We start from the raw sequence: 24,596 nt of genomic DNA on the forward strand, positions 1-24,596 counted from the left end.
CGGGACCGAGCCCGGTCGGTTCGGGGGTGATGGCCGCATCCCGGGCGGTGGCGTGCGCGAGCAGGTCCTGGATCGTTTCCCGCATCCGACCGGCGGCCCGCCGGATGCGGGTGACGCCGTCGGCTATCTCGCTGTCCGGCTCGACGGCCTCGGCCAGGAGCTGTGTCCAGCTGTCGACGGTGGTAAGCGGGCTGACCAGGTCGTGGGCGACGACTCCGGCGAAGGCCATCAGCTCATCGCGGTGGCGCCGCTCGGCGGTGACGTCGTAGAAGATCACGACCACCGCCTGATCGCAGGCGGGCAGCCGGGTGGCGCTGACGCTGAGCAGGCGCTCCTCACGCCCATCGGAAGGGCAGACGAGTACGTCCATGCCGCGCACCTCGTGCCCGGCCAGGGCCAGCATGTGCGGCATCTGCTGACCGCCCATGGGCGTGCCGTCGGGGCGGAGCAGCGTGTGCTCTCCGATGGCGGCCGGCCACACCAGCCCCATCCCCGTCCCGCCGATCAGATCCATCCGGCCGACGAGCACCGCGGCGGCGTACAGCCCGGCGAACGCCGCCGTGCGGCGCAGCGCCATACCGCTACCCGGCGTCAGCACGGTGCGGCCGCGCCAGGCTCCGGGGCGCAGGCAAGGGACGCCGCATCGGCGGTACGAGCGATGGCCGCCTTCTCGGCATGGACAGAGACACCCCCGCAGGGGCGGTGCCAGAAGCCGGGACGGGACATGCTCCCGGCCAGCGGGCCGGGGATCGCCGTCTTCCGGGCGGCCACCTGGGGGCCTTCACCGAACAGGGATCCGCGTCCTTCCATCGGCGCACCTCCTGCGGTCATCCGAGTGAATCAAAACGCCTGATGAGAGCGGAATGCCCCTTGCCGGATCCTTCGCGCCGATGGTGGAGTAAAGAGTGCCGCACGGCCCGCCGGTCATCGCCGTGACCGGTCCCGGCGGAAGGGGAGCGCCCGCCGGGACCGGACGGGAAGACGCTCCCGCGGCCCACCGGTCATCTGCCTTCATGCCCGCTTCCAGCATCACACCTGGGCCGGCCGGGACCGTTTCAGCAGCGCCGGGGCCCGCGTGAGGAACCCCTGAGGGTCGATCGGCTTGAGCACGGCGCCATCGGCCTGCGCCCGGTACGACTCCGCTTCGGCGCTTGCGGGGCTGTCGGGTCTGGCGGCCGGCAGGAGCAGGGGTACCTGCGCCATGCCCGGTACGGCGCGCAACCGCCGACACACCTGCAGGCCTGAGCGGCCGGGTGATCACCAGTCGAGTACGACCGGGTCCGGGCACAGCCGCCAAGCCGCCTCCAGCGCGCAGGGGTGGTCCGCGACGACCCGCACCCGGTATCCGACCTCCGTCAGCAGTCGGCGCCTGCGGGCCCGGTCAGGAGACGGTCCCATCCCGTTACGTCTGCGTCCCACCATGACGTCTATCCGAATGCGCCCGGCACACGCCGGCTCCGCCCCGCCAAGGATGCCCAAGGCGCCTTCCGGTCGCACCGCACGACGGCAGAGCCGGGTCGGTGAACCGTCACTCCGAGATCAGGTGCGGCCCGCCGTGCTCGCGCCTGGCCTTGTTCTCGGCGCTTTCGATGCCGCGAGAGGAGATCGTGCCGGCCAGCGCGGCCAGGTCGGCGTCACCGACATCTGAGTCCCGGCGCTACTCTCCCGAAAATGGCAGTTCCCGAGCGCATCCCCATCAGATACGACCCCGACCACCGCACCGGCACGATCGGCCGCTGGGCCGGCGGCCAGTTCCTCGGCTCCGTCGTCGGTGCCTTTGCGCTACGCCCGTACCGGCGACCGATTCTCCCACACGTACTGGTACGCCGTCCTGCACACCTTCGACGTCAACGGCCACCACCTCGGCACCCGCATCCGGCGCGCCGGCGGCGACCACGACCGCCGAGCCGCCATCGGCGCCGCTCAGGACCGGTTGAGGCGGTGGCTCGACGCCCTGCGCGATCTCCGCTTCGACGACATCGCCATCCGCCCCTTCTACATCGAGTCCGATGATGTGCTGTTCGGTCTCGTCATCGAATCCGAGGGCGATGAACACGCCGAGCTTTACCCGGACCGGCTCGGTTTCTACGAACCGTGGGATGGCTCATACGAGACTTGACCATCTGGTCCCCCGGGGAAGGAGAACATGCCTTTCGGCAGCGGCATCCGCCGTGATGGGGCGGTGGGTTCCGGACGGCGGCGCAGCGGGCGACTGGAGGTGAGCGCCGCACCGAAACGCGCAGCGACGGTGTTACGGACGGTGTCGGGGATCTCCACCCGGCGAGCATACGCCGGTGATCGGTCCAGAGCGCCATGGAGCAGCCGGTGGTCACCTCACCGGTGATCGGCGGTCCCGCCCGTCCGCCGGACGGGACGGTGCGCGGATGCCGGACGGGAGAGGCTGCGGCCGGTCGCGGGCGGGATCCCCGCCGCCGCACGCGGCGGATCATCGGAGGTTCAGCCGGGGCGGCAGGTCGGGGCAGGACGGGCAGACGAAGACGTGCAGTCGGCCGTGGCGACCCACGTGGATACCGGTGAGCTCACCCGGATTCCCCTGGCTGAGTGGTGGCGTCTGGGCGCCGTGGTCGCCGTCGCCAACGTCGCGGTGTGGATGGCCGCCGGAGCCGCCTGGTTCAAGATTCTGGGCGCGTGGTGATCCTGAAACGCGACCGTCACCGGGGACCCGCCCGGGTCGACCAGCCAGGAAAGCGATCCGGGACGTTCGGCTCTGCCGCGGACGAGTGCAACGCGGTGGAGTGGAGCCATGACCGGTCTTTCCGCTCCTGTGCGGGTGATGCGGGCACGGCCCGTGATCAGCTTCACCGTGATGGCGTATCTGCTGTCGTGGGGGGTGTGGCTACCGCTGCTGGCGGCACGCCAGGGGTGTGGGGCGGTGCACGCGCCGCAGTGGCTGCACCTGGCCGGGAGCCTGGGACCGCTGGTGGCGGGAGTGGTGATGAGCGCGGTGGTCGGCGGCCGCGCCGCCGTCGCCGACTTGGCCCGGCGCTGTCTGCCGCGCTCCGGTACGCGCCGGTGGGTCACGTTGGCCGTCCTCGGCCCGGCCGGGGCGTTCGCCGTCGCCGCTCTGGTGTGCGCCGCGGTGGGACAGGTTCCCGACCTGGCGGGCACCGGCGGCAGTGAGGAGTTCCCCGAGCTTCCCCTGGCCGTTTTCTGGCTGGCCAACATCGTCTTCTACGGGTTCGGGGAGGAGGTCGGCTGGCGGGGGTTCGCCCTGCCCTACCTGCAGCGGCGGCGCTCGGCCTTGTCGTCGTCGATGGTCGTGGCGGCGATCTGGGCCGGGTGGCACCTGCCGCTGTTCGGGATCAGCGCCGGATTGCGTGACATGCCCGCCATCGGCCTGGTCGGCTGGGCCGCGAGCATCGTCACCGGGTCGGTGGTGTGCACGTGGCTGTACAACAGCAGTGGCGGCAGCCTTCTTGCGCTGGCACTGTTCCACGGCGTGCTGGACATCTTCATCAACAGCCCCGTCAAGGCCGCGCTGCTGCCGTCGGTGATGAGCGCCGCCGTCATCGCCCTGGCGCTGTGGATCCCGCGCCGCTACGGACCGACCGATCTGGCCGCCGTATCACGCCATACGATCCCGGCAGCGGCCACCACCGGCGCATAGCCCTTGCCGCCGCAGCGGCGTCTCCCCTCGGTAACCGATCGTTTCAGAGCTGAACCGCCCAACCTCTGGCCTTCGGGAGCGGATGCTGTGGCGGCCGCTGCATGAGAGCGCCGCGCGGGCCGAGGAGGTCTTTGCCCTCGACGTCGGTGACCCGGGTCTGGGCCTGCGCAACGTCCCGGCCGCGATCTCCGCCTCCGGCGAGAACCTGCTGGACTCGGACGTGCCCGCGGCTCAGCGCGATGGCGGTGACGGACTCGCTCCGGGCGCGGCGGGTGCGCTCGCGGATCAGGTCGCGCTCCATCTCCGCGGCCATGGCGGCCTGGTACCCCTGAAGCTCCAGAGAGGAGCAAAATAGAACGTTTCCCTAGTCCAGAGCCTTGCCGGTGAGCCCCTCCAGAAGTCAGGGGAACCGGAGTTTCCGAAGCTTAAGCCCTCTGAAAATCAGACAAGTGGGACACAGTATGCGCAGTGTGCTCGGTATCCGATGCTCCTGAGCCACCTTGCCCCTCGCCCGGGCTTCAGGAGCATCGGGCCATGGCACGGCGCGGGCATCGTCGTCGGGAGCGCCCTCGGAGGCGGTCGTTGTCACTGCCGTGAACTCCTCATGAACCGTCTTGGCCTTCCGAAGAGGAGGTGACCAGCACCTGCTGCGCCCGATGCGCCCAGGAAGGGCCTTGCGCCAGGTGTCTCACCGCTCATGGAGGAGCCTGCCTTGTCTTCCACCGGCCCGAAACCATTCGAATCCCCCCACAGACGCCGCGCGGCGTCGCTGCTCACCCTGGTCGCGCTGGCGACCGGCACCCTCGCGACCGTCGCCGCCCCCGCGCACGCCGGCGCCCCTCTCCAGTGCACCACGACGAGCTTCGCCTCCAGCGGCCACTACAACGGGAATCTCGGCACCCTCAGCGCGGTCGCCCTGGCCGACCTCAACGGTGACGAGCGGGCCGACTACATCGGGGTCGGGCCTCTCGACGGTTCCTCCAACCTCGTCGAGCTGGCGCTCGGTGACAGCGGCGGCGGCTTGTCGTACCTGCGTGACTTCTACGTCGGGTTCTCGTCCCGGGCCGTCGCGGCCGGTGACTTCAACGGCGACGCCAAGCCCGACCTCGCCTTGGCGGTCGAAGGCTCGGCCGGCGTCAAACTCTTCTACGGCATGGACGTCGGCACCTTCCGCGACGGCCCCTCGTTCTCTTCCCTTCCGGCCGAGCCCACGAGTCTCGCCGCAGGTCACCTCAACCAGGACGGGCACCTCGACCTGGTGGTGACCGGCCAGTCGGGCGCCGTGTCGGCGCTGCTCAGCGACAGCACCGGAATCTTGCAGGCCCCTGCCCCCGTCACGATGAACGGCGGCCCGGCACTCACCGGTGTGGAGTCGATCGCGACCGGTGACTTCGACGGCGACGCGAAGACGGACCTGGCCTTCGGCTCTGCCGGAGGACAGGTAGCCGTGTACTCCGGTGACGGCGGCAACACCTTCACCCTGGTACCCGGTCTCACCGCGGCGGGTCTGCACAGCGGGCTGCTCACCGCCGCTGACTTCAACGGCGATGGCAGGACCGACCTCGCCGGGGTCGGGGCGAACTGGCACGCCGTCATCCTGACCGCCGACGCCAGCGGCACGTTCGACCTGAAGGACACCGGCATCTTCGCGCTGGGCATGGGAGATCTCGCCAGCATCGCCGCCGGGGACATCGACGGTGACCGCAAGGCCGACCTGGTGATCGGGGACGACGTCGTGTCCGGGGCCAGGATCATCGAGAACACCTGTGAGGGGCTGGCGTTCCCCCTCACCTCCAGCGGCGTGGGCGACGCGCTGCAGGAGGTGACGGTGACGACCGACGGGTCGGTGACGCTGCTGGACAACGGGACACCGACAACGACGCTGACGGTCGGCGGGCAGGGCGCCTACACCCTCGACCCGGCCACCGGCAAGATCACTTTCAAGCCGGTGCTCGGTTTCTCCGGCACGGCCTCCGGCGTAACCTACCGGGTGACGGCGGCCGACGGCCGGTCAGGGACGGCGGCCTACACGCCCACGGTCACCAAGCCCGCCCACTCGGCACCGGGGTTCGTGCAGTCGGACGGCAAGGGCACCGCGGCCCAGTCGGTGACGCTGCCGGTTCCGCCCGGAGGGTCGGTGAGACTGCAGGGCGAGACCGCACCGGGCACGGTCACCGTCGACGGCCAAGGCGTCTTCACCCTCGACCCGGCCACCGGCAAGATCACCTTCACCCCGGCGCTCGGCTTCGTCGGCCAGGCCGTCGTGGAGTACGCGGTGACCGACGCCTACACCCAGACGGCGACCGGCGACTACGCCGCCACGGTCACCACACCCGATCCTCCCGTGACCGAGCACTTCGTCTCGACCGGTCAAGGCGCGGCCGTACAGAAGGTGACGGCGACGGTTCCGGCCGGCGGGCGCATCACGCTGCTGGATGCGGGCGGCCATGAGGTGGAGACGATCACCGTGGCGAGCCAGGGCGGCTATGTGCTCGATGCCGCGACCGGTGTGATCTCCTTCACGCCCGCCTCCGGTTTCTCCGGCATGGCCACCGCGGTGAGCTACCGGGTGACCGACGCCTACGGTCAGTCGACGACGGCGACCTACCAGTCGACCGTCACCGCGGCCCCGGCCCGGCCGGTCACACCGCCGAAGCCCGTGGCGCCGCCGAAGCCGGCGGTTCCGGTGTCGGCGAAGGTGACCGCCAAGGGATCGACGGTCGCAGTGCCCTGCACGGTGAGCACCGGAAGGATCTCCGAGTGCGCTGTCACGCTGCGGGCCGCCACCGGCAGCAAGCAGGTGCTCGGTACCGGCCGCGTCAGGCTGGACGCGAAGAAGGCCGCCCAGAAGGTCACGGTCCCGGTCACGCTGAACGCGACCGGCAAGAAGCTGGTCGACCGGATCGGCGGGGTCACGGTGCGCGCGCAGGCGGTCATCCGCCCGCAGGGCGCGACCGCGACCGTGACCGCCACGGCAGCCACCCGTCTGACCCCGGCCACGGCGCCGCTTCAGGTGCGCGCCATCCGCTTCGCCTCCGGCTCCACCAAGGTCACCGCGGCCGACGCGCGCTATCTGACGCAGCTGCGCCGATCCCTGGGTGATGTGCGGGTGGTGCGCTGCGAGGGCTACACCGACAACCGGGACACAGCCAAGGCCAACCGCGCGGTGGCGCAGAAGCGGGCCGCGGCGGTGTGCAAGGCCCTCACCAAGGGCACGGGCGTGAACAGCGCCGTGGTCTCCTACGGCGAGAAGCGGCCGGTGGCGTCCAACGCCACCGCCGCCGGACGGGCCAACAACCGGCGCGTTCAGATCACCTTCGTGTTCTGAACGAGGCACGTGTCCGGACCCTGACCGGGCGCTGCGGCGGCCTGCCATCGGGCAGGTCGCCGCAGCGCCGCTGTTTCCGAGGATGTGTCGGCGGTGATCGCGATAGTCATGCCATAGGCTCCGGCACCTGCGCGCGAACGACTCGCACGGCGCGCGCATCCTGACCCGTATTCCCCAGGGCGATTAGCGTGCTGAGCGAAGATCTTGCCCTCCCGACTCCGGCCCGGCCGGACGGCCGTCCCCAGGCGCGGAAACCCCCGCCGAATGTTCCGCCGACCGCAAACGCCTATCTTGAAGGCTCTTGGAGCGGGTGGCCTGGGGAGCGAGTTGGCCGGGCTGGGTGGCGCCTTCCCGTACGGATCGCTTCCGACACACTCCCGGGCCCATGATGCGTTAGCAGCTGGTGATCGCTGGTAGGAAGAGCGCCATGCCCGCCCTGTCTTTCGCACGCAGTCCGCGGTGAACACGCTGTTCGGTCCGGAGCGCGACCGCCGCTTCTCCGTCTCCCTGACCCAGCACGACGGCGTGCTGGTCGTGCAGGTGGCCGGCGAGCTGGATCCGCGCACCTCACCGGTCCTGCGCGAGCGCCTGCGGCCCGTCTGGGGTCAGGCCGATCTACGTGCGGTGGTGCTGGATACGGCCGGGCTGGAGTTCTGCGACTCGGTGGGCTTGAGCGAGATCATCACGACCCTGAAGCGCTGCGAGGCGGCGGGGATGCGGTTCCTGCTCTCCGGCGTGCACGGGGTCCTGGCCCGGGTGCTGACGCTCACCGGGCTGCGCCGGGCCTTCGAGATCCACGACAGCGCCGCCGAAGCGATACGGGCGGCCGCGGGCGCGTAGGCGGCCCTGCCGTAGAGTTTCGCGCCGGACCGGGGCTTTGGCTCAGGTGCGCTGCGGTGGCGCCGATGTGCGGGGACGGCCGCGCGGTCCGTTCACAACCGAGCGCGGCCTCACGGCGCACGGCGGCCCTGCCTGCTGGGTGGGCAGGGTCGCCGCGCCGTGCTCGACGGACTCCGTCTTGCGTACGGGCGCGTGGATACCCGGGAACTCCACTCGCGCTGGGTGGCGCGCTGGCCGGTGTGCCGATCTCGCCTGCGGATAGGCGCAGGGACGTGAGACAGGCACGACGGGCCCGTCCGTCGTCTGCGGCCGGACCCGCAGGCGCCGCCTTCGGACGGCACCCAGCAGACGCCTACGGGTCCTGGCCGCCTCGGCGGGGGTGCGGCCGTGATCGATCCCGTCGCCGGCACCACCGGTCCCGCTCACCAGCTCAGTGCGATCGTGGCCGGGCAAAGCGGGGTGCTGACGGCTGATGCCGGTCTCCTGCACGGCCCGCTGAAGGTCTCCACTCGCCTGATCGGCGGCCACCTGGGGATGCGGGTTCAGTCGGTCGACGACGGCTTGTGGCACGAGGTGGTCGGCAGCCCGCTACCGGTCTCCGATCCGGCCGACGGCTCTGACCGGGCCGTAGGGCCCGGGGCGGGGCGGGGGCGCGGTGCAGGTGCTGGTGCAGCAGCTCGAGCGCCAGGTAGGCGGCGGTGCCCACGACGGTGCCGGCCGTGGTCAACCGCGCGGCCTCATCGGCCAGGTGGGCCAGGCCGAAGTCGACGACCTTGAGCGTGCCGCCGGCGGTCAGCGGGGCCAGGAGCTTGACGGCGACCGGCACCTCCAGCCGGTGGTCGTATGCGCGCCAGGCCTCGGCCATACCGCCCCGGCCGGCCGGTTCGGCCAGCTGGTAGCGTCCGGCGATCACGATCGGCGCCGCCTCCGGCATCTTGCTCCCCATCATCGGTGTTCGGGCAGGTCGCCCCCACCCTAGGGGCGGCTCGCCCGATGACGGCGCATCCGCGTTCTTCACCGACTTTCCGGGCGGGACCGCCGCCGCTTGCAGGCCGCCCCTACAGTGGAGCCGACCGCTTCGCCACCCACCGGCCGCGCCGCGCCGGACGCGGCAGGCGCGCCGGTCCGAAGGAGGACAGGTGGACATCCCCCGGGCACCCTGTGCCCACGCTGCGGCCGGGTCCTGCTCAGCGGCGACGCGGCCGCCTACACCCCGGCGCGGGGCCGGTTGATCACCGCGCGCGGCTACTGCCTGTGCCGCGGCGAGAATGCCGCAGCGCGCCGTGAACCGGCCCCCGCGTCCGCGCCGCCGCCGGCACCGGACGGCGCGGCCGCCGCTCCTGCCGCGGCCCGGCAGGCCGCGAAGGTGGCCGGTGACGCCCTTGCCGACCCGGTCGCCGTGCCCGTGGCGCGCTGACCGGGCGACCAGCCGGTGTGGGCCGCCCGCGCCCTGACGGATCGGACCGGACAGGTTAGAGGCGCCGCCTGCGTGGCAAAAACCCTTCGCCTGCCGTGGATCCCGCAGGCGAAGGAGTCGACCATGATCCCTGCCCCTGGCCGGAGCCCGGTCTTCACCGCATCCACCGGCCTGCACGACGACGCCGTCATCATGCGCGCCGTCGGCGAACTCGACCTGGCCGCCGCGCCCATCCTGCGCGAGCAGATGGAACGCATCTGGGCACTGCCCGAGGTCGCCGTGCTCATCCTGGATCTGAGCGAGCTGACGTTCTGCGACTCCACCGGCCTGGCCGTGCTGGTGGCGACGTCGCGGCGCAGCCGCGAGCGCGGGACCCGCCTCATGCTGGCGGGCGTCGGCGGCCGGCTGGCCCGGCTGCTGGCCATCACCGGCCTGAGCGAGGCCTTCACCCGCTACCCGGACGTCACCGCCGCGCTGCAGGCGGCCGCCGACCGGCGTGCCATCCGGGACGGTGACCGGGCGGCCGGGCCGGACGCCGCCCCGGCCGGCGCCTCGTGAGCCGCGCCGGCAGATGACCGTCTCCGGCTCGTCGTCTCGGTGCCGCCCGACGCCGGCCCGGGCGGCCTCGAGCAGGGCCCCGGCGGCGCTGCTTCCGCGCGGCTCGGTCCCGCAGCTCTGGCCCGCGCGCAGACCGTCCGTGCCGCCCGGGACGTGGAGGCCGTCAACCGCTGCGGCAGGTCATCCGTCTTATGCGGTGGAGGCGGCCTGGGTGCGGGCCGCGGGGACGCGGGCGCCGTTGGTCATCATGCGCCGGTGACCAAAGGCGCCCGTCCCTCGATGTGAACGGTCTCCCCCGTGCTCCCGCCCGCAGGCATGTGTCTACCAGCATCGGAGATGTCACAGAGGGTGAAATCGGATCAGTGCCGCTGCCTGACGCTCAACCATGGAGGTCGCCTCAAGAGCATCGGATCAGCACTGGCGAAAAACGAATTCCTTTGTGAAACGGTTCCAGTTACCGTCGTGGCATGTAGGTCACCTTCACCCGCACCGCGGAACGTCGCTATCGCGTGACGGTGGACCGCGAGCTGGCGCCGCCGCTGGTTATGGACCCCGGTCCCGGATACGACCCCTACCTTCCGCACGACCTCCTCCACTTCATCGTGGAATGCCACTGGGAGCTCAGGAACGGCATCTTCGGCCAGCTCGCGGCCGGCGGCGACGCCCACACCTTCGAGCTCGCCGACCGGCCCCTCGACCGCAGGCAGGCGCGGCGGCGCACGCACCGCAGCTCCCGCAGGAACAGCGTGTCCGGAGCCGACATCGCCCTGTCGGAGAAGCTGGCGGGCGTCGCGCTGACCGCGTGGCTGGTGCACACCGGCCGCCTCCCCATGCCGGACAACGCCGAGACGGCCCTTGAGGAGATCGGCGTCACCCAAGCCGAGGTCGTCGGAATCCTCGACCGGCTGGACGAGAACGCGAGCCGCTGGCACGCGCTGGCCGTCGGTGAGTCGCTCACCCTGGACTGGCCCTGGCCGGAACGACGAGGCGGGCGCCGCACCACATAGGAGCCAGGCATCAGCGCTGATGCTTGACGCTTAGCACTGTGGGACGTCTTCGGGATTACACGCTCGGGGGGCCAAGTCCTCATGCGCTGGCCCTCGGCGCCGATAGGGAAGGCGGTCACGGTAAGGATGGCCCGCTTTCGCAGGGGGAGCGGGCCACCGCCGTTTGTCGGCACCTCGGAACGGCGGCCGGGACTTCAGCCACTTCTTCACGTATCGGCATATCGCAACTAAAAGAGATCTCAGAAGTGCGTTCTGTAGCCGATGGGAGGGGTTGCAACGACTTACCCCTGCGACTGTGAGCACACCATGAACGACAAGCCTGACCAGACGACGGGAGCGGCCACTGGCGGACGGCGGCGTTGGAGCTGGACCATCGGACGACGCCTGGTGGCCGGGTTCGTGGCCGCCCTGGCCATGATGGGCGTCATCGGCACGGTCTCCTACAGCAACACCGCCGACTTGATCGAGAACGAGGGCTGGGTGGCGCACACCCACGAGGTCCTCAACCACCTCGACGGCGTGCTGTCGACGCTGAAGGACGGCGAGACCGGCCAGCGCGGCTACCTGATCACCGGCGAGGACGCCTACCTGACCCCCTACACCGAGGCCAGGGACCGCGTCGGCACGCTGCTGGACGAGACCGCGGCCCTCACCGCCGACAACGCCGCCCAGCAGGAGCGCATCACGTCGCTGCGCTCGCTGATCGACGCCAAGTTCGCCGAGATGCAGCAGACCATCGACCTGCGCCGCGCCGAGGGCTTCGAGGCCGCGCGCGCCGTCGTGCTGTCCGACAAGGGCAGGGCGGTCATGGACGAGATCCGCACCACCCTGACCGAGATGCGCCAGGCCGAGGAGAGCCTGCTGACCGTGCGGGCCTCCGAGGCGGACTCCACCGCGTCGACGACCAAGAACGTCGTGCTGTTCGGCACCTCGCTGGCCGCGGTCGTGCTGCTGGGCCTGGCCTGGACGCTGACCCGCAGCATCACCCGGCCCGTCAACGAGCTGGCGCGGCGCCTGCGCGACATCGCCGAGGGCGACGGCGACTTGACCCAGCGGGTCGACGAGTCCCGCCGCGACGAGATCGGCACCCTGGGCAAGCTGTTCAACCAGTTCGTCGCCAACATCGCCGGCCTGGTCCGCCAGATCAACGAGTCGGCCGCCTCCTCCTCCGCCGCCGCACAGGAGCTGTCGGCCATCAGCGCGGAGATCGGCCAGCAGGCCGACAATGCCTCGGCCCAGGCCACCAACGCCGCGGCCGCGGCCGAGCAGGTCTCGACCAACGTGCAGACGGTGGCCACCGCCAGCGAGGAAATGGGCGCCTCCATCCGCGAGATCTCCCGCAGCGCCGCCGAGGCCAGCACCGCAGGCCACACCGCGGTGAACCGCGCCGCCGAGGCCGGGACCGCCATCACCCGGCTGGGCGAGTCGTCCGAGGCCGTCAGCAGCGTCGTCGCGATGATCAACTCGATCGCCGAGCAGACCAACCTGCTCGCGCTCAACGCCACCATCGAGGCCGCCCGCGCCGGGGACGCCGGCAAGGGCTTCGCCGTGGTCGCCTCCGAGGTCAAGGACCTGGCCCAGGAGACCGCCAAGGCCACCGAGGACATCACCGCGCGCATCACCGCCATCCAGGCCGACGTGGCCGCGGCCGTCGCGTCGATCTCCACGACCGCCCAGGTGATCGGCGAGGTCAACGACCACCAGGGCAGCATCGCCAGCGCGGTGGAGGAGCAGAGCAGCACCACCGACAGCATGGCGGGCAACATCTCCGAGGCCGCCTCCGGCGCGACCGCCATCGCCCAGAGCGTCCAGGAGATCGCCACCACCGCGCACGCGACGGTGGGCAGCATCGGCGAGGTACGGCGGGCGTCGGAGGAGCTGGCGCAGAACTCCGCGCATCTCAACGCGCTGGTCGGGCGGTTCCGCGTCTGACGGCGGATGGCCGGCCGTCCGGCCGGTGAACGACCCTCCCGGGGCCGGGAGCGCATGCGGTGCGCTCCCGGCCCCGCGCCGTACCCACACAGTGAGCGCTCCGGTAGCGGTGAGCATGTTCGCTCGTCAGGCGGTCGTCTGGCGTTGCATCGTCAGGTCGATGCGCGCGGCGCGGTGGTCGGCGCGGCCGTGGTGGTCGCGGGGGTAGCAGTTGCGGTTGCCCCACCGGGGCAGGCCGGCCATTAGGAGGCGGTGCTGGCCCGGGTCGGGCTGCCGTCATTTGCCCTTGGTCCGCATCCAGGCGAGTTCGGCGAGCCACCAGGCGTAGGCGTCGCGTTCGATCGCGTAGGTGCGGTGGCGTCGCTCGCGCGCTCCGGCCGCGCCGATGCGGCGGGCCGTGCTCGTCAGGCTCGTCCGGGTGCGCTGCCAGGTGCCCGGTGCCGGGCGGGCGCCGGATCGGGCGAGGCGGTGCCGTTGGAGGATCTCCAGGTGCCGGCCCTGGACTCCCATAGACATCCCACAGTGCTAAGCCGTCAAGCGAGCGGCCCCTACTGGCCGATCCCGGATGACCAGCCGGGTTGTCATCGGTGCTGAGCAGGGAGCGCCCCTACGGGAGCGACGGTGTGCGCTCCGCCGCCCGCGCAACGCCAGACGGCCGTTCCGCGTTCCAGGTCGGCGTGTAGGCCCAGGTGGTGCATCGGGCAGGTCGGCCAGACCGTCCAGATCAGCTCCATGATCGTTTCTTGGGCGGCGTCGGCGATGTTCGCCAGCGCTCCCTGGAGATCTCGCCCCGCAACGGGCCGGATGCCGTTGCCGTGATGACCGCCTTGGAATTCCACCCAGGCCTGACCGCTGTCGTCCCAGCCCGGGGCAACCAGCCGGAGCGTTCCGGCGATCCCGGCGGCGCGAACATCGCGTTCTGCGATCCCCAGTGCCTGTTCCAGCGTCGCCCACAGGCCCGGTTCCAGGGCGAAGGTCGGTTCGAAACCGATGTCGTCTAGCAGACGTTCACCCAGCCGGGTCAGGTCGGCCACCGTCAGATCAGCGGTGGGACGTTCGAGGACTTCCTGCACGGCGACGGTGCGTCGGCCCCACTCCTCCAGCAGGCACGCCAATTCCAGGACCGGGCCCGCATCGAGGTCACCGGAGCGCAATGCCGCATAGATCCGGCCGCCCACCTCGTCGAAGGCCGGCCCGGGCTGCTCGTAGGAGTGCATGCCGCAGTGTCGCCTACTGCCGGAAGCCGATTCAAATGAGAAACCGCACCAGCGGCGATGATGTCCGCATATTCATGAGCTGCGCGGTTTTCAGCGAGGTCGAGCAGCGTCAGCGGCTCGAATGTCCCAGGCGCGCTGCTCATCATAGCCGGTGCGACGGCGCAGACAGCCGTGGTAGATGCCGACCAGGCGGTTGGCCAGCACTCGCAGGGCCGCATGATGGCCGGCTCCGGCGGCGCGGCGCCGATCGTAGAGGGTGCGGGCGCCGGGTGAGCAGCGGATCGCGGCGAACGCCCACTGATAGCAGGAATCGAACAGGCGGCGGTTGCGGGCGACGCGCGCCAGCACCACCTGCCGGGTGCCGGAAGCGCGGGTGATGGGAGCGGTGCCGACGTAGGCCTTGCGGGCCTTGGCGTCGGTGAACCGGCCGGGGGCGTCGCCGAACTCGCCGAGCAGGCGGGCAGCCACGACCCCCCGGATCTGTTGCGCTCCATGGTGAAGACCATGGCCGAGGCGTTGATGTCGGCCGAGGCCGACAGCCTGTGCGGCGCCGCCTACGGCGAGCGCAGCAGTAAGCAGGCCAACCGGCGCAACGGCTACCGGCCCCGCGGCTGGGACACCCGCGCCGGCACCGTGGAGCCGGCCATTCCGAAACTGCGCTCGGGCAGCTACTTCCCGGACTGGCTGCTGCAGCGCCGCCGCCGGGCCGAACAGGCCCTCGTCAGCGTGGTGGCCACCAGCTACCTGCTGGGCGTCTCGACCCGCCGGGTGGACAAGCTGATCGAGCAGCTCGGCGTGCAGCACATCTCGAAAAGCCAGGTCTCGGAGATGGCCAAGACCCTGGACGGGCAGGTGGAGGCGTTCCGGACCCGGCCTTTGGACGGCGGCCCGTATGCGTTCGTGTGGCTGGACGCGCTGACGCAGAAGGTCCGTGAGGACGGGCGGACCGTGAACGTGCACGTGCTGGTCGCCACCGCGGTCAATGCCGACGGCCGCCGGGAGATCCTGGGGCTGGAGGTGACCTCGGCCGAGGACGGCGCGGGCTGGCTGGGCTTCCTGCGCTCCCTGGTGGCGCGGGGCCTGTCCGAGGTGCAGCTGGTCGTCTCCGACGCCCACCGGGGTCTGGTGGAGGCGGTCGGTGCGGTGCTGGCGGGCGCGGCCTGGCAGCGCTGTCGAACGCACTACCTGCGGAATCTGCTGACCACCGTGCCCAAGTCGGCGCAGCCGTGGGTGGCGACCCTGGTGCGCACGATCTTCGACCAGCCGACCGCCGAGGCCGTGCGGGCCCAGCACACATGGGTCGTCGAGGCGCTGGAGGCGAAGTACCCGGCCGCGGCGACGCACCTGGACGCGGCCCGCGAGGAGCTGCCGGCGTTCGCCGCGTTCCCGCGCGAGGTCTGGCGGCAGGTCTGGTCGAACAACCCGCAGGAGCGGTTGAACAAGGAGATCCGCCGCCGCACCGACGTGGTCGGTATCTTCCCCGACCGGAGTTCGGTCGTGCGCCTGGTGGGTGCGGTGCTGGCCGAGCAGACCGATGAGTGGACCGAGGCTCGCCGCTACATGGGGCTGGACGTGCTGGCCAAAGTCCGGCTGCGCCTGATCGCGGGCGACACACCGGGGCAGAATCCGCTGCCGCAGACACTTACCGCTTAACCTGCAGAAACAGGATCACGCGAAGGCCGGCTCATACACCACTTCGCTGGACGTGACCGAACCGCCCGGCGCGGGCTGCAAGGGCGGGCGCCCTACATGCGGTTCACCGCTGCTTCCATGGAAGCAGCGGGCTCGCAACGGTGACCACCGCACCGCTCCCCGGGAGGAGGATCTAGGAGGGGGCTGGTCAACGCGTGGACTGGCTTGGTCCCGCGATGACGTCGAGCAGCAGGTCACCGTCTTCTTCGTTGCTGATCTTCAAAACCACCTGGTAGCCAGCCTTCACCAGGATTTGAGCGAAAGCGCCCAAGGTTGTGTTCACCACATCGAGCTCAAAGCGCACCATTGGATGGGCGGGATCCGTCCAGGAACCGGAATGTCATGCGGTCGAACTCCGGGTCCGCAGCCCATCTCACTCGAACCAGGTAGTGATAGCGCGTTACGGTGAATCCGCTGGTCTTTTCCGGGACCGAGCGGGGAACCCAGCTGCCGTCAGCAGCTGGGTGACATCGTGCTCCAATTCCTGCAGATCAACGGCAGATGTATCGGCCACGGCCGGGACGCTACCTTCGTCTCCCCCGCGCGCGAGGCTTCAAGCCGGGTCAGTTCTGAATCGGCTCACCGATCTTCGCCGTCGCGACTTCGTACTCGGGCTCGGCAGGCCCGAGCCAGTCGCAGACAGGTGGCCGCCGGCCATGAGGACGTTGTGGAGAGGAGTCTGACAAGCCCGGTCGCGCAGGCCCGGGTGCTACTCCAGTTGAACGCGTAGGGTCCGCCTACGCGATCACCATGGGTCGATGCTCAGCCCAGCCGCGGCCAGGTGCCCGTCGAGCAGATGCGGCCTGAACTGGATCTTCTTCAGCTTGCGCTTCACGATCCGGACCAGACCGTCGAGATCGGTGACGACGAAGTTGGCCATCGCCCGACGCAGCAGCGACCACACCCCTTCGGCCGGATTCAGCTCCGGTGCGTACGTCGGCAACCGGAACACCCGAAGCCATGCGGCGTTGGCGGCGGCGAAGTCATCCAACTCCCGGACCAGGTGCAGGTTCAGGTTGTCCCAGCACCACACCAACGGAGCCCCGAGGTGCTCATGGGTCGCGATGATCAAATCCCGGTACCGCCGCCAGGAAAAGCTCTTGGCCTCACCCCGGCGACCCCGGCAGACATGCAGCGCGTAGAACAGATGCGCCCGCCGGCCGGGACGGAAACAGACCACCCCGGCCACGTTGACCCGCCCCGCGCCCTGGCCCCGGACCCGCGCCACCGGCCGCACCCCGCGCGGCGCCCAGGTTCTCCCTTTCGGCGGCCTCAGCCCCTGGCCTGCCTCGTCTTCGAAGCAGACGCAAGAAGCACAGGTCCGCCGCGGTGCTTTTACCTGCGGCCACACCTCGTCCTTCCATGCTGCGATGGCCTCCTCGTCGCGTTCGACGGCTACGATCCGGCCCCGCCCGAGGCGCGAGGCGCGAGGCGGATCGTGTGATCGCCGCTGGCCGGTCGGCAGATGCTCCACGGCGCCGCCCGGACGGCCGTCGCCCGCCGGACGGCCGCTCAACGGAACACGGGTCAGAACCGGAAGCGCCCCACCAGCGACTTGAGTTCGCCCGCCAGAACGGACAGTTCCTGGGCGGCCTGTTCGGTCGCGCCGCTGCCTGCGGTGGTGGCCTGCACCGCCCCGGCGACCTCGCCGATCGTGCACGCGATGTCGGCGGAGCCGGTGGCCGCCTCGGTGACGTTGCGGCTCATCTCCCTGGTGGTGGCGGTCTGCTCCTCCACAGCACCGGCGATGGTCGTCTGCAGGCCGTTGATCCGGTCCACCACTTGCACGATCTCGTGGATCGCCTCGATGGCTGCGTTGGTGTCGTCCTGGATGGCCTTGACCCGGCTGGTGATGTCCTCGGTGGCTTTGGCGGTCTCCTGGGCCAGGTCCTTGACCTCGCCGGCGACCACCGCGAAGCCCTTGCCCGCGTCCCCGGCGCGGGCGGCCTCGATGGTGGCGTTCAGGGCCAGCAGGTTGGTCTGCTCAGCGATGCTGTTGATCGCTTTGACCACCGCGCCGATCTCGGTGGAGGACTCGCCCAGCTTCGCGATGATCTGCGTGGTGGATTCGGCGACCTGCGCGGCCCGCGTGCCGACCTGCGCCGCCTCGGTGGTGCTGTGGGCGATCTCGCGGATCGAGGCGTCCATCTCCTCGGCACCGGCGGCGACCGTCTCGATGTTCGCCGACACCTTGGTCGCGGCCCCGGACACGGCCTCGGTGCGGCCGGCGGTGCGTTCGGCGCCGTCGCGCAACTCGTTGCTGATCATGGTCAGCGAACGTGCGGATGCCGTCACCCCTTCGGCCTTGTTGTCGATCTGCCGCACCATGTCAGCGATCTTGGCGGTGAACCGGTTGAACGCGGCCCCCAGCGCGCCGATCTCATCCCGGCGCGCCTCGTCCACCCGCTGGGTGAGATCGCTGTCGCCGTCGGCGATCTCCGCCAGCCGGTCGCGCAGCCGTACGATGGGCCGGGTCAGGCCGGTGCCGAGCAGCCAGACCACCGCACCGGCGGCCAGGCAAGCGGCCAGAGCGGCCAGCAGCACCGTGCGCTGCATCGCGTCGGATTCCGCGGCGATCGTACCGTCGGGCACGCTGACGGCCAGCGCCCAGGTCTCGCCGCTCGCCAGCGTGACCGGAGTGACCGCCGTGGTGGCCTCCTCGCCGAGGTGTTCGTCGTATCCGGTGGTGCGGAGCGTGTCCTTGCCCTCCAGCACCGTCTTGACGTCCGAGGCCAGCGTCCCGGGCAGCGGCTTGCCGAGCAGGTCCTCCTGCGGGTGTGCCAGTACCGAGCCGGCCGCGGTGGCCAGCGCCAGGTATCCGGTGCCGTACGGCTTTTCCGCCAGCAGAGCGGTGCGCAGGTCGGCCAGGGCCAGGTCGACGGTGACCACACCGTGGAACGCGCCGTCCAGCATGATCGGGGCGGTGGCGGTGGTCATCAGCACGTCCTTGCCGTTGACCGGGTAGACATAGGGCTCCACGACCAGGTCCTTGCCCGTTGCGCGGGGCACCAGATACCAGTCGCCGGCGCCGGGCGTCTCATAATCGGTGAGCGCGGCCACCTTCAACTGCCCGCCGTCGCGGTACCAGTAAGGCAGGAACCGGCCGGTGGCGTCGCTCTGCGCGCTCCCGCGGAAAGCAGCGTCGCGGCCGTCGAAGGCTTCGGGCTCCCAGCCGGTGGACATACCGACGAACTCCGGGTGCCTGGCCAAGGTGTCGCGTACCAGGTTGCTCACCGCCGTGCGGTCGGTGTGGCCGGCCTCCTTCAACGACGCCATCACTCCGGCCAGCGCGTGGGCGGCGTGCGAGGCGCCGTCGATCAGACGCCCGACATCGCTGGCTTCACGGCGTGCCAGTTCCTCGGCGTACTTTTCGGCCTGCTGCCGTGACAGGCTCTCGGTCTCCACCGTCACGATGGCGAACAACACGGCGATGGCGACTACCACGACTGTTAGAACGCTCACCACCAACCGGGTGCGGATGCTGTGCACAAGGACCTCCTCCTTTGGCTTGAATGTCGGCGCTGAAGGAGCTCACTTAAGGCTTTCCCGCCGCGCGGACACGGCCCTGCGCTGGAGTGGCGGCCGCCTCCCGTGTCGTGCCGATGATCCGGCCGACCCGCCCGGTGTGGCGGTCGCAGGCGCGGGCGACCTCGTCCCGCTCGGCCGGGGTGAGGTCGCCCATGACCTCGGCGTGGAGGTCCGGCCGGCGCGACAGGCCGCGGTTCAGGGCACAGGTGACGACGTCGGCCGGCTCGCCCTCGCTCATCCGGATGAGGTCGGTGGTCGTGGTCCGCCGCTCGACCGGCGCGGTCCGCTCGTGTTCCTGGTCGACGTCGGCCGGTGCGCTCACCGGGACCTCGACGACGTCCTGGCCGTCAAGTCGAAGGGCACCTTCACGGTGACGCATTGGGCGGCCCGCCACTGGCGCGACCGGCATCAGGCAGGGGTCCACGCCGACCGCGCCGTGGTCAACACCTCCTCCGGCTCCAGACTGCTCAACCCGCTGCCCGCGCAGGTCTCGCACGGTGGGCAACGCCGGGGTCGCGGCGTTGACCATCGTGGCCGCTCTCGAACTCGGCCGGTACGGCGTGCGGGTCGACTGCATCTCACCGTCGATGGCCCGCACCCGCCTCGCCCTCGCCGTTCCTGATATGGGCCAGGAATCGCCGGCGGGCCGGTTCAACCCCCTGCACCCAGCCGCCAGCGCGCCTGTCGCCGCCTACCTGGCCAGCGCGGCCTGCCCGTTCACCAGCCAGGTGCTGTCGGTGCGGGGCGGAACGGTCGCGATCAACCACGGCTGGCCCCTCGGCGGCCACATCCACAAGGAGGGACTGCGGAGCGTGGAGGAGCTGGCCGAGAAGGTGAAGGAGCTGTCGATGGACGATCCCTTCGACAAGTTCGCCCAAGCCCTGACCGGCGCGATAGGCGCCGTCGGACGCGACCGGCTTCGGGAGATGATCGACACCCTGCTGGACCAGGCCGGCCAATCCGGCGCGGCGTCCGCATAACGCGACGGCGCACGGACTGGACCGCGTGCTGCCGCCCGGCGTCGCCCCTGTCGCCACTCGGGCCGTGAAGGCTCCGGCCCGGGCGGGACGGTCACGACGCGGGACTCGGGGTGATGACCGCCCACCCGGTGAGGATACGGGGGTTGAGCAGCGATGGAACGGTCAGTGGCGTTAGCGAGGCGTCGGGACGCGGCTTACCGCCTCTCGCTGTTCCGAACTGGGTGTCTGCCAGGTGGCCTATGAATCCTTGGTGTCTGCGAGGGTCTTGTGGACGACGCCGATGGAGACCTTGACGTCGGCGGCGATGGCGCGGATGGATTCCCCGCGCTGGCGGCGGGCGAAGATCGCGGCGCGTTTGTCGTCGTCGACCACGGGCCGGCGAACCGCCGACCCGGCCACGGCGGCGGGCCGCCTCCAGGCCGTCCTTGGTCTTGCGGACGATGTCGCGGCGCCGGTCCTCCGACAGCGCCAGGGCCAGGATCAGGGAGCGCTCGGTGTGTTCACCGGCCGCGATGCCTTCCAGCACCTTGACCGCGATGCCGCGCTGGAATAGGTCGTTGAGGACGATGAGCCCTTCCAGCAGGTTGCGGCCGAGGCGGTCGACCTCCTGGACGCACAGCATGTCCCCGTCGCGGATGTAGGACAGCACGTTCAGCGTCGCAGTGCGGCGTGAGCGGGTGGGCCCCATGTGGCCTTGCCACCCGGGCGGCCGCGGACGCGGGGGTCGAGCACCACCCGCCTGCTGGGGCGCGGCCGACCTTTGATCAGGGAGCGTTTTTCATCCTGAGTAACGGTCCTCTTCGATGAGCTGCAGGACGAGGATGGCCTGGACGATCGCGGTGGCGCGGCGTGGGCAGCAGCGGAGTCGGACCAGTACCTTCCAGGCCTTCAGCGTCGCGGCGGCGCGTTCCCCGATCGCCTGGATGCGGGCGTGGGCGCGGTTGACGGACTTCTGGTGGCGCGACAGGCGCGGACGGTGCCGGTGGCGCTTGAACGGGGTCCGGATCGTGCCGCCCGCACCCTGGTACTCCCGGTCGGCGAAGACCTGGACGCCGGCATTGGCGAGGGCGTCGATCAGGCCGGTCCGCCGGGCCGCGGTCAGATCGTGCACCGCCCCGGGCAGCGCGAGCGAGACCTGCACCAGGCGGCCGTCCGGATCGGCGAGGAACTGAACGTTGACCCCGTGCCGGTGGTGTTTTCCGGAGTAGTACGGCCTGTCGTCGGCCAGCCGGTCGATCGGCAGAAGCGTGCCGTCGCCAGCGGCGTAGGCCAGGCGCGAGGCTTTCAGCACGGCGGTGTGCACGTCGTCGGCCAGGGCGGCGACCAGGTCGACCGCCTCGCGCACGTAGCGCCAGGTGGTGGTGGTGCCGATGGCGAACCCGCTGCTCAGGCGGGTGTAGGTGTCGCCGCCCGCGTAGATGGGCCAGGACCAGGAGGGCTTGCTGCCCGGGGCCGAGGCGGCGCCAGCGGGAGCGGCGTTCGGCGCGGTGGGCGCGGATCAGGTCGGCCAGGCGGACAAGGGTGCGGCCGGCAGCGGAATCGCGGCACGGTATGACAGCAACGAGGCTCCCGGTTGGGGCATCGGATCTTGGTCGACTGCTGTCTTACCGGGAGCCTCCTCTCACCTCAAACCAGTTCCCCTTGCGCCCACGCTGATCAGCGCCGCCAGGTTGAAAAGGGCTCGTTGATCAACTTCAGAAGGTGCGGTGCCGCCTCCTCAAGTGAGGGGAAACAGCCATCCGCCTTGGCCAGCTCACGAGGAGTGTGAGTAGTGGCCACAGCGATCACCGTGCATCCCGCTGCCTTCCCAGCGGCTACCCCGTGGGGGGCATCCTCGATCACGATGCAGTCGTTCGGATCAATCAGGAGAAGTTCAGCCGCCTTGAGATAGCCCTCGGGATGGGGCTTCGAATGTTTGACGTTCTCGCCGTAGATCTGCACCGAGGGCAACGGAAGCGCGGCAAGCCGAAAGCGCCGGTGAACAGGGGCTTGGCTGCCCGAAGTAACCAATGCCCAAGGATGCCGCTCCAGCTTGCCCAGCAGGCTTACAGCCCCCGATGCTGCCGGGAAGGCATCACCTTCCATGGCCATCAGTTGGTTCAACACCTTGCGCTCGACGGTGGGATCGAGATCAGGGGCGGCATCGCGGACGGTGTCCTCAGGCCGACGGCCGTGAGTGAGACTCCACACCAGGTCTCTGTCCAGCCCGCGCATGTCCGACCAGGCATCCCAGATCCGTCGGTGCGTTGCGCTGGAGTCGAGTAACACCCCGTCGACATCGAACAACAGCGCCTTGATCGCCATAAGCCAGAGGATGCCACAGATGGCCGGGATGATGCCCGGTGAGCCGGTGCTGAGGGACGAAGCACCGGATCGGCGATCGCCCCCAACCCTGTGCGAGACCGGCCGCAGCATGGTGATCATCGTGCCGCATCAGTGCGGCGGCGGGCCGCAGAGGTCGGCGAATGCGTTGGGTACGGCGGGCGCGCGGTGCGGGTACGGCCCGGGTCGCCGCCGGCCGGGACCGGCGCCCACGCCGCACGCCCGGACGGCGGGCGGCAGAGGGCCGGGGTACGGCAGCGCGGCGCGCCGCCGCTTGATCTCCCGCGAGAACAATTCGGCAACCTGCTCAGTCGTCGTCTTCGGCCCTGATGCCGGTGACGATGAGCACCACCGCGAGGATCGGGCCGTCGATGAGCGCCCCGTACAGGGAGAACCCCTCCGCCCCCTCCTGGAGGCGGTTGTACGCGAACACCGCCATGCCCAAGCACACCGCGGCTCGAATGAAGTGGCCGGCCCTGACCAACGTCCCTCCTGCCGCTCGCCCTGCCGATAAGTGAACGACCACGCTCGGCCGGCGGTGCCGGACCGCGCCCGGGTTTTCCTTCCAGCCGACGCCTGGACAGCAGTAGGGGCCGCTCTTCTTCCGCTCGTGGAATCGGCTGGTCAGCGACCGCGTCCACCCCGGCCGCGCTCCGGTGGCCGCGGCGGAATACGGCGCGGGCCGGGCGCGGGCGCGCGGCCCGCCTGCGGCTGGGCGGCGCTCCGCTGGGCCTTCTCCGCCTCGGCGATACCGGCCGGCAGGATCTGGCGCAGGGCCAGCTCGGCGCGCACGGCCGCGAGCTCCTGGCGAGCCTCGGCGAGGCCACCGGCCGGGCGGCGCCCCGCCAGGCGGGGGAAGCCGGCCGCGGCGGCCTGCGCCCGCCGGCGCTCCCACCCGGTGGCCATCCTCCGGTGGCCGGCCGCAGCGTCCCCCTCACGCCAGTCCGGCCCGTACGCCAGGCGCGCCGCCGCGGCCAGGGCCTCTACCTGCTCGTGGGCCCGGTCCCATCGCGTGCGGGCCGCGCGCTGCTCGCGCCGCGCCAGGGCCAGGTCCGCCTGGACCCGCTCCCGGGTGGTGCCCTGCAGGCCCAGGCGCACCCGCCCATGACCGGCCATCGTCTCCAGCTCCCGCACCCGGGCGCAGGCCTGCGCCAGCGTGCGGCCGGCCCGCTCGGCGGCGCCGCGCGCCGCGGGCAGGGCGGCCTCGGCCACAGCGGCCCGCGCCAGCTCCTCCCGGCGGACCCGCAGCGCGGTCATCTGCGGTCCGTGCCCGGCCCGCGCCTGCGCGGTCAGCTCGGCCCGGCGCCGCTCCTGGCGGGTAAGCCGGTCGACGTCGGCCTCGACGGCAGCGGCCAGAGCGGCCAGGCGGGCCGCGCTCAAGCGCCCATGCGGGCGGCGGCGCCAGGGTACGGCCGCGGCCAGCTCACCGGCCGCCTCCTCGGCGCGCGCGGCCAGCATCCGTGCCTGGTGCGGCTGCCGCCGCCTCTGGTGGAACTCGGCGATGGTCGTGGCCAGCAGCACGACGCCGACGACGGCCGTCATCGCGGTGGCCGGCATGCCGCCGGAGCGGGCGGCCTGGCCGATGAGACGCACCACCTGACCGGCGTCGCGGCGCAACCGCCGCTCGGCGAGATTGCCCGCCCCGCGGTGCCGGGGCGGGTCCTGGGCGGACCACGCCAGACAGTCGGCGACCGCCGACAACGCGCCCGGCCGCTCCTCCAGCGCGGCGGTCAGCGCGGCCGCGCCCTGGCAGGCGACCTGCCAGCGGGAATCATCCGCGGGCAGGCCGGTCAGCGTGTGGCGGATGCCGTCGATGAGCTGCGCGGCGCGACCCCAGGCCGCCGGATCATCGATCGGGGCCTCGGCGCGGCCCGGCGTGTGCCGCGAGCGACGGGGTGGGACCACTCGGCCAGCGCCTCGCCCGCTCCGGCATCCCGCCAGCCCGCGCGCAAGCGGGGCAGGGTCAGGTCCGCGGCGAGCCTGCCGCCGTCGAACCACAGCGCTTTCGGCGCGCTGGTCGTCTCCAGCGCGACCGCGTAGCCGACGACCTCGCCGCGGCCGCCGGCGGCGTAGCGGGGCCGCACCCGCACCCCGCCGCCCTTCAGCCGGCGCACGAACTCCGCCTCCGTGGCCGCCGCCGCAGCGGC

Annotated in this window: 25 protein-coding genes and 2 pseudogenes; 10 read left to right on the forward strand and 17 right to left on the reverse strand. The window is 71.2% G+C overall.

Annotation, left to right across the window (positions count from 1 at the left end; genetic code table 11):
- The 3 genes from ACFOWE_RS31045 to ACFOWE_RS31055 all read right to left on the reverse strand — a co-directional run.
- Positions 1-577: histidine kinase dimerization/phospho-acceptor domain-containing protein (locus ACFOWE_RS31045; protein ID WP_377294150.1), on the reverse strand; the 577-nt coding region annotated here is incomplete at its 3' end.
- Positions 578-1,029: 452 nt separating this feature from the next.
- A complete protein-coding gene (locus tag ACFOWE_RS31050; protein WP_377294152.1) occupies positions 1,030-1,203 on the reverse strand; it encodes a hypothetical protein in 174 nt (57 codons plus the stop codon).
- Positions 1,204-1,257: 54 nt separating this feature from the next.
- On the reverse strand, positions 1,258-1,398 hold the full coding sequence (locus tag ACFOWE_RS31055) for a hypothetical protein (protein ID WP_377294154.1): 141 nt from the start codon (positions 1,396-1,398) through the stop codon (positions 1,258-1,260).
- 379 nt (positions 1,399-1,777) lie between these two features.
- Between ACFOWE_RS31055 and ACFOWE_RS31060 the strand changes: the two genes are divergently transcribed.
- The 3 genes from ACFOWE_RS31060 (at position 1,778) to ACFOWE_RS31070 (ending at position 3,628) form a co-directional block, all read left to right on the forward strand.
- The gene (locus ACFOWE_RS31060) at positions 1,778-2,119 is read left to right on the forward strand and encodes a hypothetical protein (RefSeq protein WP_377294156.1); all 342 of its coding nucleotides are present in this window, start codon (positions 1,778-1,780) and stop codon (positions 2,117-2,119) included.
- Positions 2,120-2,524: 405 nt separating this feature from the next.
- Entirely contained in the window at positions 2,525-2,656 is a 132-nt protein-coding gene (locus tag ACFOWE_RS31065) for a hypothetical protein (RefSeq protein ID WP_377294158.1), read from the forward strand.
- Positions 2,657-2,764: 108 nt separating this feature from the next.
- A complete protein-coding gene (locus tag ACFOWE_RS31070; protein WP_377294159.1) occupies positions 2,765-3,628 on the forward strand; it encodes a CPBP family intramembrane glutamic endopeptidase in 864 nt (287 codons plus the stop codon).
- 43 nt (positions 3,629-3,671) lie between these two features.
- Here the strand turns inward: ACFOWE_RS31070 and ACFOWE_RS31075 are convergent, their stop codons facing one another.
- Entirely contained in the window at positions 3,672-3,941 is a 270-nt protein-coding gene (locus ACFOWE_RS31075) for a hypothetical protein (RefSeq protein WP_377294161.1), read from the reverse strand.
- A 399-nt stretch (positions 3,942-4,340) separates the two neighbouring features.
- On the opposite strand from ACFOWE_RS31075, the gene ACFOWE_RS31080 reads away from it, so the two are divergent.
- From ACFOWE_RS31080 to ACFOWE_RS31100, 5 genes are all read left to right on the forward strand, one after another.
- Positions 4,341-6,956, forward strand: a complete 2,616-nt coding sequence (locus ACFOWE_RS31080; RefSeq protein WP_377294163.1) for an FG-GAP-like repeat-containing protein — start codon at positions 4,341-4,343, stop codon at positions 6,954-6,956.
- A 459-nt stretch (positions 6,957-7,415) separates the two neighbouring features.
- The gene (locus ACFOWE_RS31085) at positions 7,416-7,796 is read left to right on the forward strand and encodes an anti-sigma factor antagonist (RefSeq protein ID WP_377294165.1); all 381 of its coding nucleotides are present in this window, start codon (positions 7,416-7,418) and stop codon (positions 7,794-7,796) included.
- Positions 7,797-9,336: 1,540 nt separating this feature from the next.
- Positions 9,337-9,771 (forward strand): STAS domain-containing protein, encoded by a 435-nt coding sequence (locus ACFOWE_RS31090; RefSeq protein WP_377294167.1) that lies wholly within the window; start codon positions 9,337-9,339, stop codon positions 9,769-9,771.
- 515 nt (positions 9,772-10,286) lie between these two features.
- Positions 10,287-10,778 carry a hypothetical protein gene (locus ACFOWE_RS31095; protein WP_377294169.1) on the forward strand — a complete coding sequence of 164 codons (492 nt, stop codon included), beginning with the start codon at positions 10,287-10,289 and terminating at the stop codon, positions 10,776-10,778.
- Between the two features lie 306 nt (positions 10,779-11,084).
- A complete protein-coding gene (locus ACFOWE_RS31100; protein ID WP_377294171.1) occupies positions 11,085-12,710 on the forward strand; it encodes a methyl-accepting chemotaxis protein in 1,626 nt (541 codons plus the stop codon).
- Positions 12,711-12,986: 276 nt separating this feature from the next.
- Here ACFOWE_RS31100 and ACFOWE_RS31105 read toward each other — a convergent pair whose 3' ends face one another.
- From ACFOWE_RS31105 to ACFOWE_RS31115, 3 genes and pseudogenes are all read right to left on the reverse strand, one after another.
- Entirely contained in the window at positions 12,987-13,226 is a 240-nt protein-coding gene (locus ACFOWE_RS31105) for a hypothetical protein (protein ID WP_377294173.1), read from the reverse strand.
- 65 nt (positions 13,227-13,291) lie between these two features.
- Positions 13,292-13,927, reverse strand: coding sequence for a hypothetical protein (locus ACFOWE_RS31110; protein ID WP_377294174.1), 636 nt, complete (start codon positions 13,925-13,927; stop codon positions 13,292-13,294).
- A gap of 90 nt (positions 13,928-14,017) precedes the next feature.
- Positions 14,018-14,398 (reverse strand): annotated as a pseudogene (locus ACFOWE_RS31115) (transposase); the annotation flags it as partial.
- Positions 14,399-14,407: 9 nt separating this feature from the next.
- Between ACFOWE_RS31115 and ACFOWE_RS31120 the strand changes: the two are divergent.
- Positions 14,408-15,580, forward strand: a complete 1,173-nt coding sequence (locus ACFOWE_RS31120; RefSeq protein ID WP_449301235.1) for an IS256 family transposase — start codon at positions 14,408-14,410, stop codon at positions 15,578-15,580.
- Positions 15,581-15,767: 187 nt separating this feature from the next.
- Here ACFOWE_RS31120 and ACFOWE_RS31125 read toward each other — a convergent pair whose 3' ends face one another.
- The 4 genes from ACFOWE_RS31125 to ACFOWE_RS31140 form a co-directional block, all read right to left on the reverse strand.
- Positions 15,768-15,926 (reverse strand): hypothetical protein, encoded by a 159-nt coding sequence (locus ACFOWE_RS31125; protein ID WP_377294176.1) that lies wholly within the window; start codon positions 15,924-15,926, stop codon positions 15,768-15,770.
- A gap of 438 nt (positions 15,927-16,364) precedes the next feature.
- Positions 16,365-17,093, reverse strand: coding sequence for a transposase (locus ACFOWE_RS31130; protein ID WP_377294178.1), 729 nt, complete (start codon positions 17,091-17,093; stop codon positions 16,365-16,367).
- A gap of 53 nt (positions 17,094-17,146) precedes the next feature.
- Complete coding sequence (locus tag ACFOWE_RS31135) at positions 17,147-19,081, reverse strand: methyl-accepting chemotaxis protein (RefSeq protein WP_377294180.1); 1,935 nt, start codon at positions 19,079-19,081, stop codon at positions 17,147-17,149.
- A gap of 73 nt (positions 19,082-19,154) precedes the next feature.
- Positions 19,155-19,469 (reverse strand): hypothetical protein, encoded by a 315-nt coding sequence (locus ACFOWE_RS31140; RefSeq protein WP_377294182.1) that lies wholly within the window; start codon positions 19,467-19,469, stop codon positions 19,155-19,157.
- 175 nt (positions 19,470-19,644) lie between these two features.
- Between ACFOWE_RS31140 and ACFOWE_RS31145 the strand changes: the two genes are divergently transcribed.
- Positions 19,645-20,127, forward strand: coding sequence for an SDR family oxidoreductase (locus ACFOWE_RS31145; protein WP_377294184.1), 483 nt, complete (start codon positions 19,645-19,647; stop codon positions 20,125-20,127).
- Positions 20,128-20,218: 91 nt separating this feature from the next.
- Here ACFOWE_RS31145 and ACFOWE_RS31150 read toward each other — a convergent pair whose 3' ends face one another.
- The 6 genes and pseudogenes from ACFOWE_RS31150 to ACFOWE_RS31175 all read right to left on the reverse strand — a co-directional run.
- Positions 20,219-20,776, reverse strand: coding sequence for a recombinase family protein (locus tag ACFOWE_RS31150; RefSeq protein ID WP_377294186.1), 558 nt, complete (start codon positions 20,774-20,776; stop codon positions 20,219-20,221).
- A 129-nt stretch (positions 20,777-20,905) separates the two neighbouring features.
- A pseudogene (locus tag ACFOWE_RS31155) lies at positions 20,906-21,688 on the reverse strand (transposase family protein).
- Positions 21,689-21,783: 95 nt separating this feature from the next.
- On the reverse strand, positions 21,784-22,551 hold the full coding sequence (locus ACFOWE_RS31160) for an HAD family hydrolase (protein WP_377294188.1): 768 nt from the start codon (positions 22,549-22,551) through the stop codon (positions 21,784-21,786).
- 205 nt (positions 22,552-22,756) lie between these two features.
- A complete protein-coding gene (locus tag ACFOWE_RS31165) occupies positions 22,757-22,888 on the reverse strand; it encodes a hypothetical protein (protein WP_377294190.1) in 132 nt (43 codons plus the stop codon).
- Between the two features lie 185 nt (positions 22,889-23,073).
- Positions 23,074-24,354: a hypothetical protein gene (locus tag ACFOWE_RS31170; RefSeq protein ID WP_377294192.1), complete on the reverse strand. Its 1,281-nt coding sequence runs from the start codon at positions 24,352-24,354 to the stop codon at positions 23,074-23,076.
- On the reverse strand, positions 24,240-24,596 hold a 357-nt coding region (locus tag ACFOWE_RS31175), incomplete at its 5' end, for a hypothetical protein (protein ID WP_377294194.1). The genes ACFOWE_RS31175 and ACFOWE_RS31170, both read right to left, overlap by 115 nt.

The organism is Planomonospora corallina, assembly GCF_042650625.1.
In the GTDB taxonomy this organism is placed as follows: domain Bacteria; phylum Actinomycetota; class Actinomycetes; order Streptosporangiales; family Streptosporangiaceae; genus Planomonospora_B; species Planomonospora_B corallina.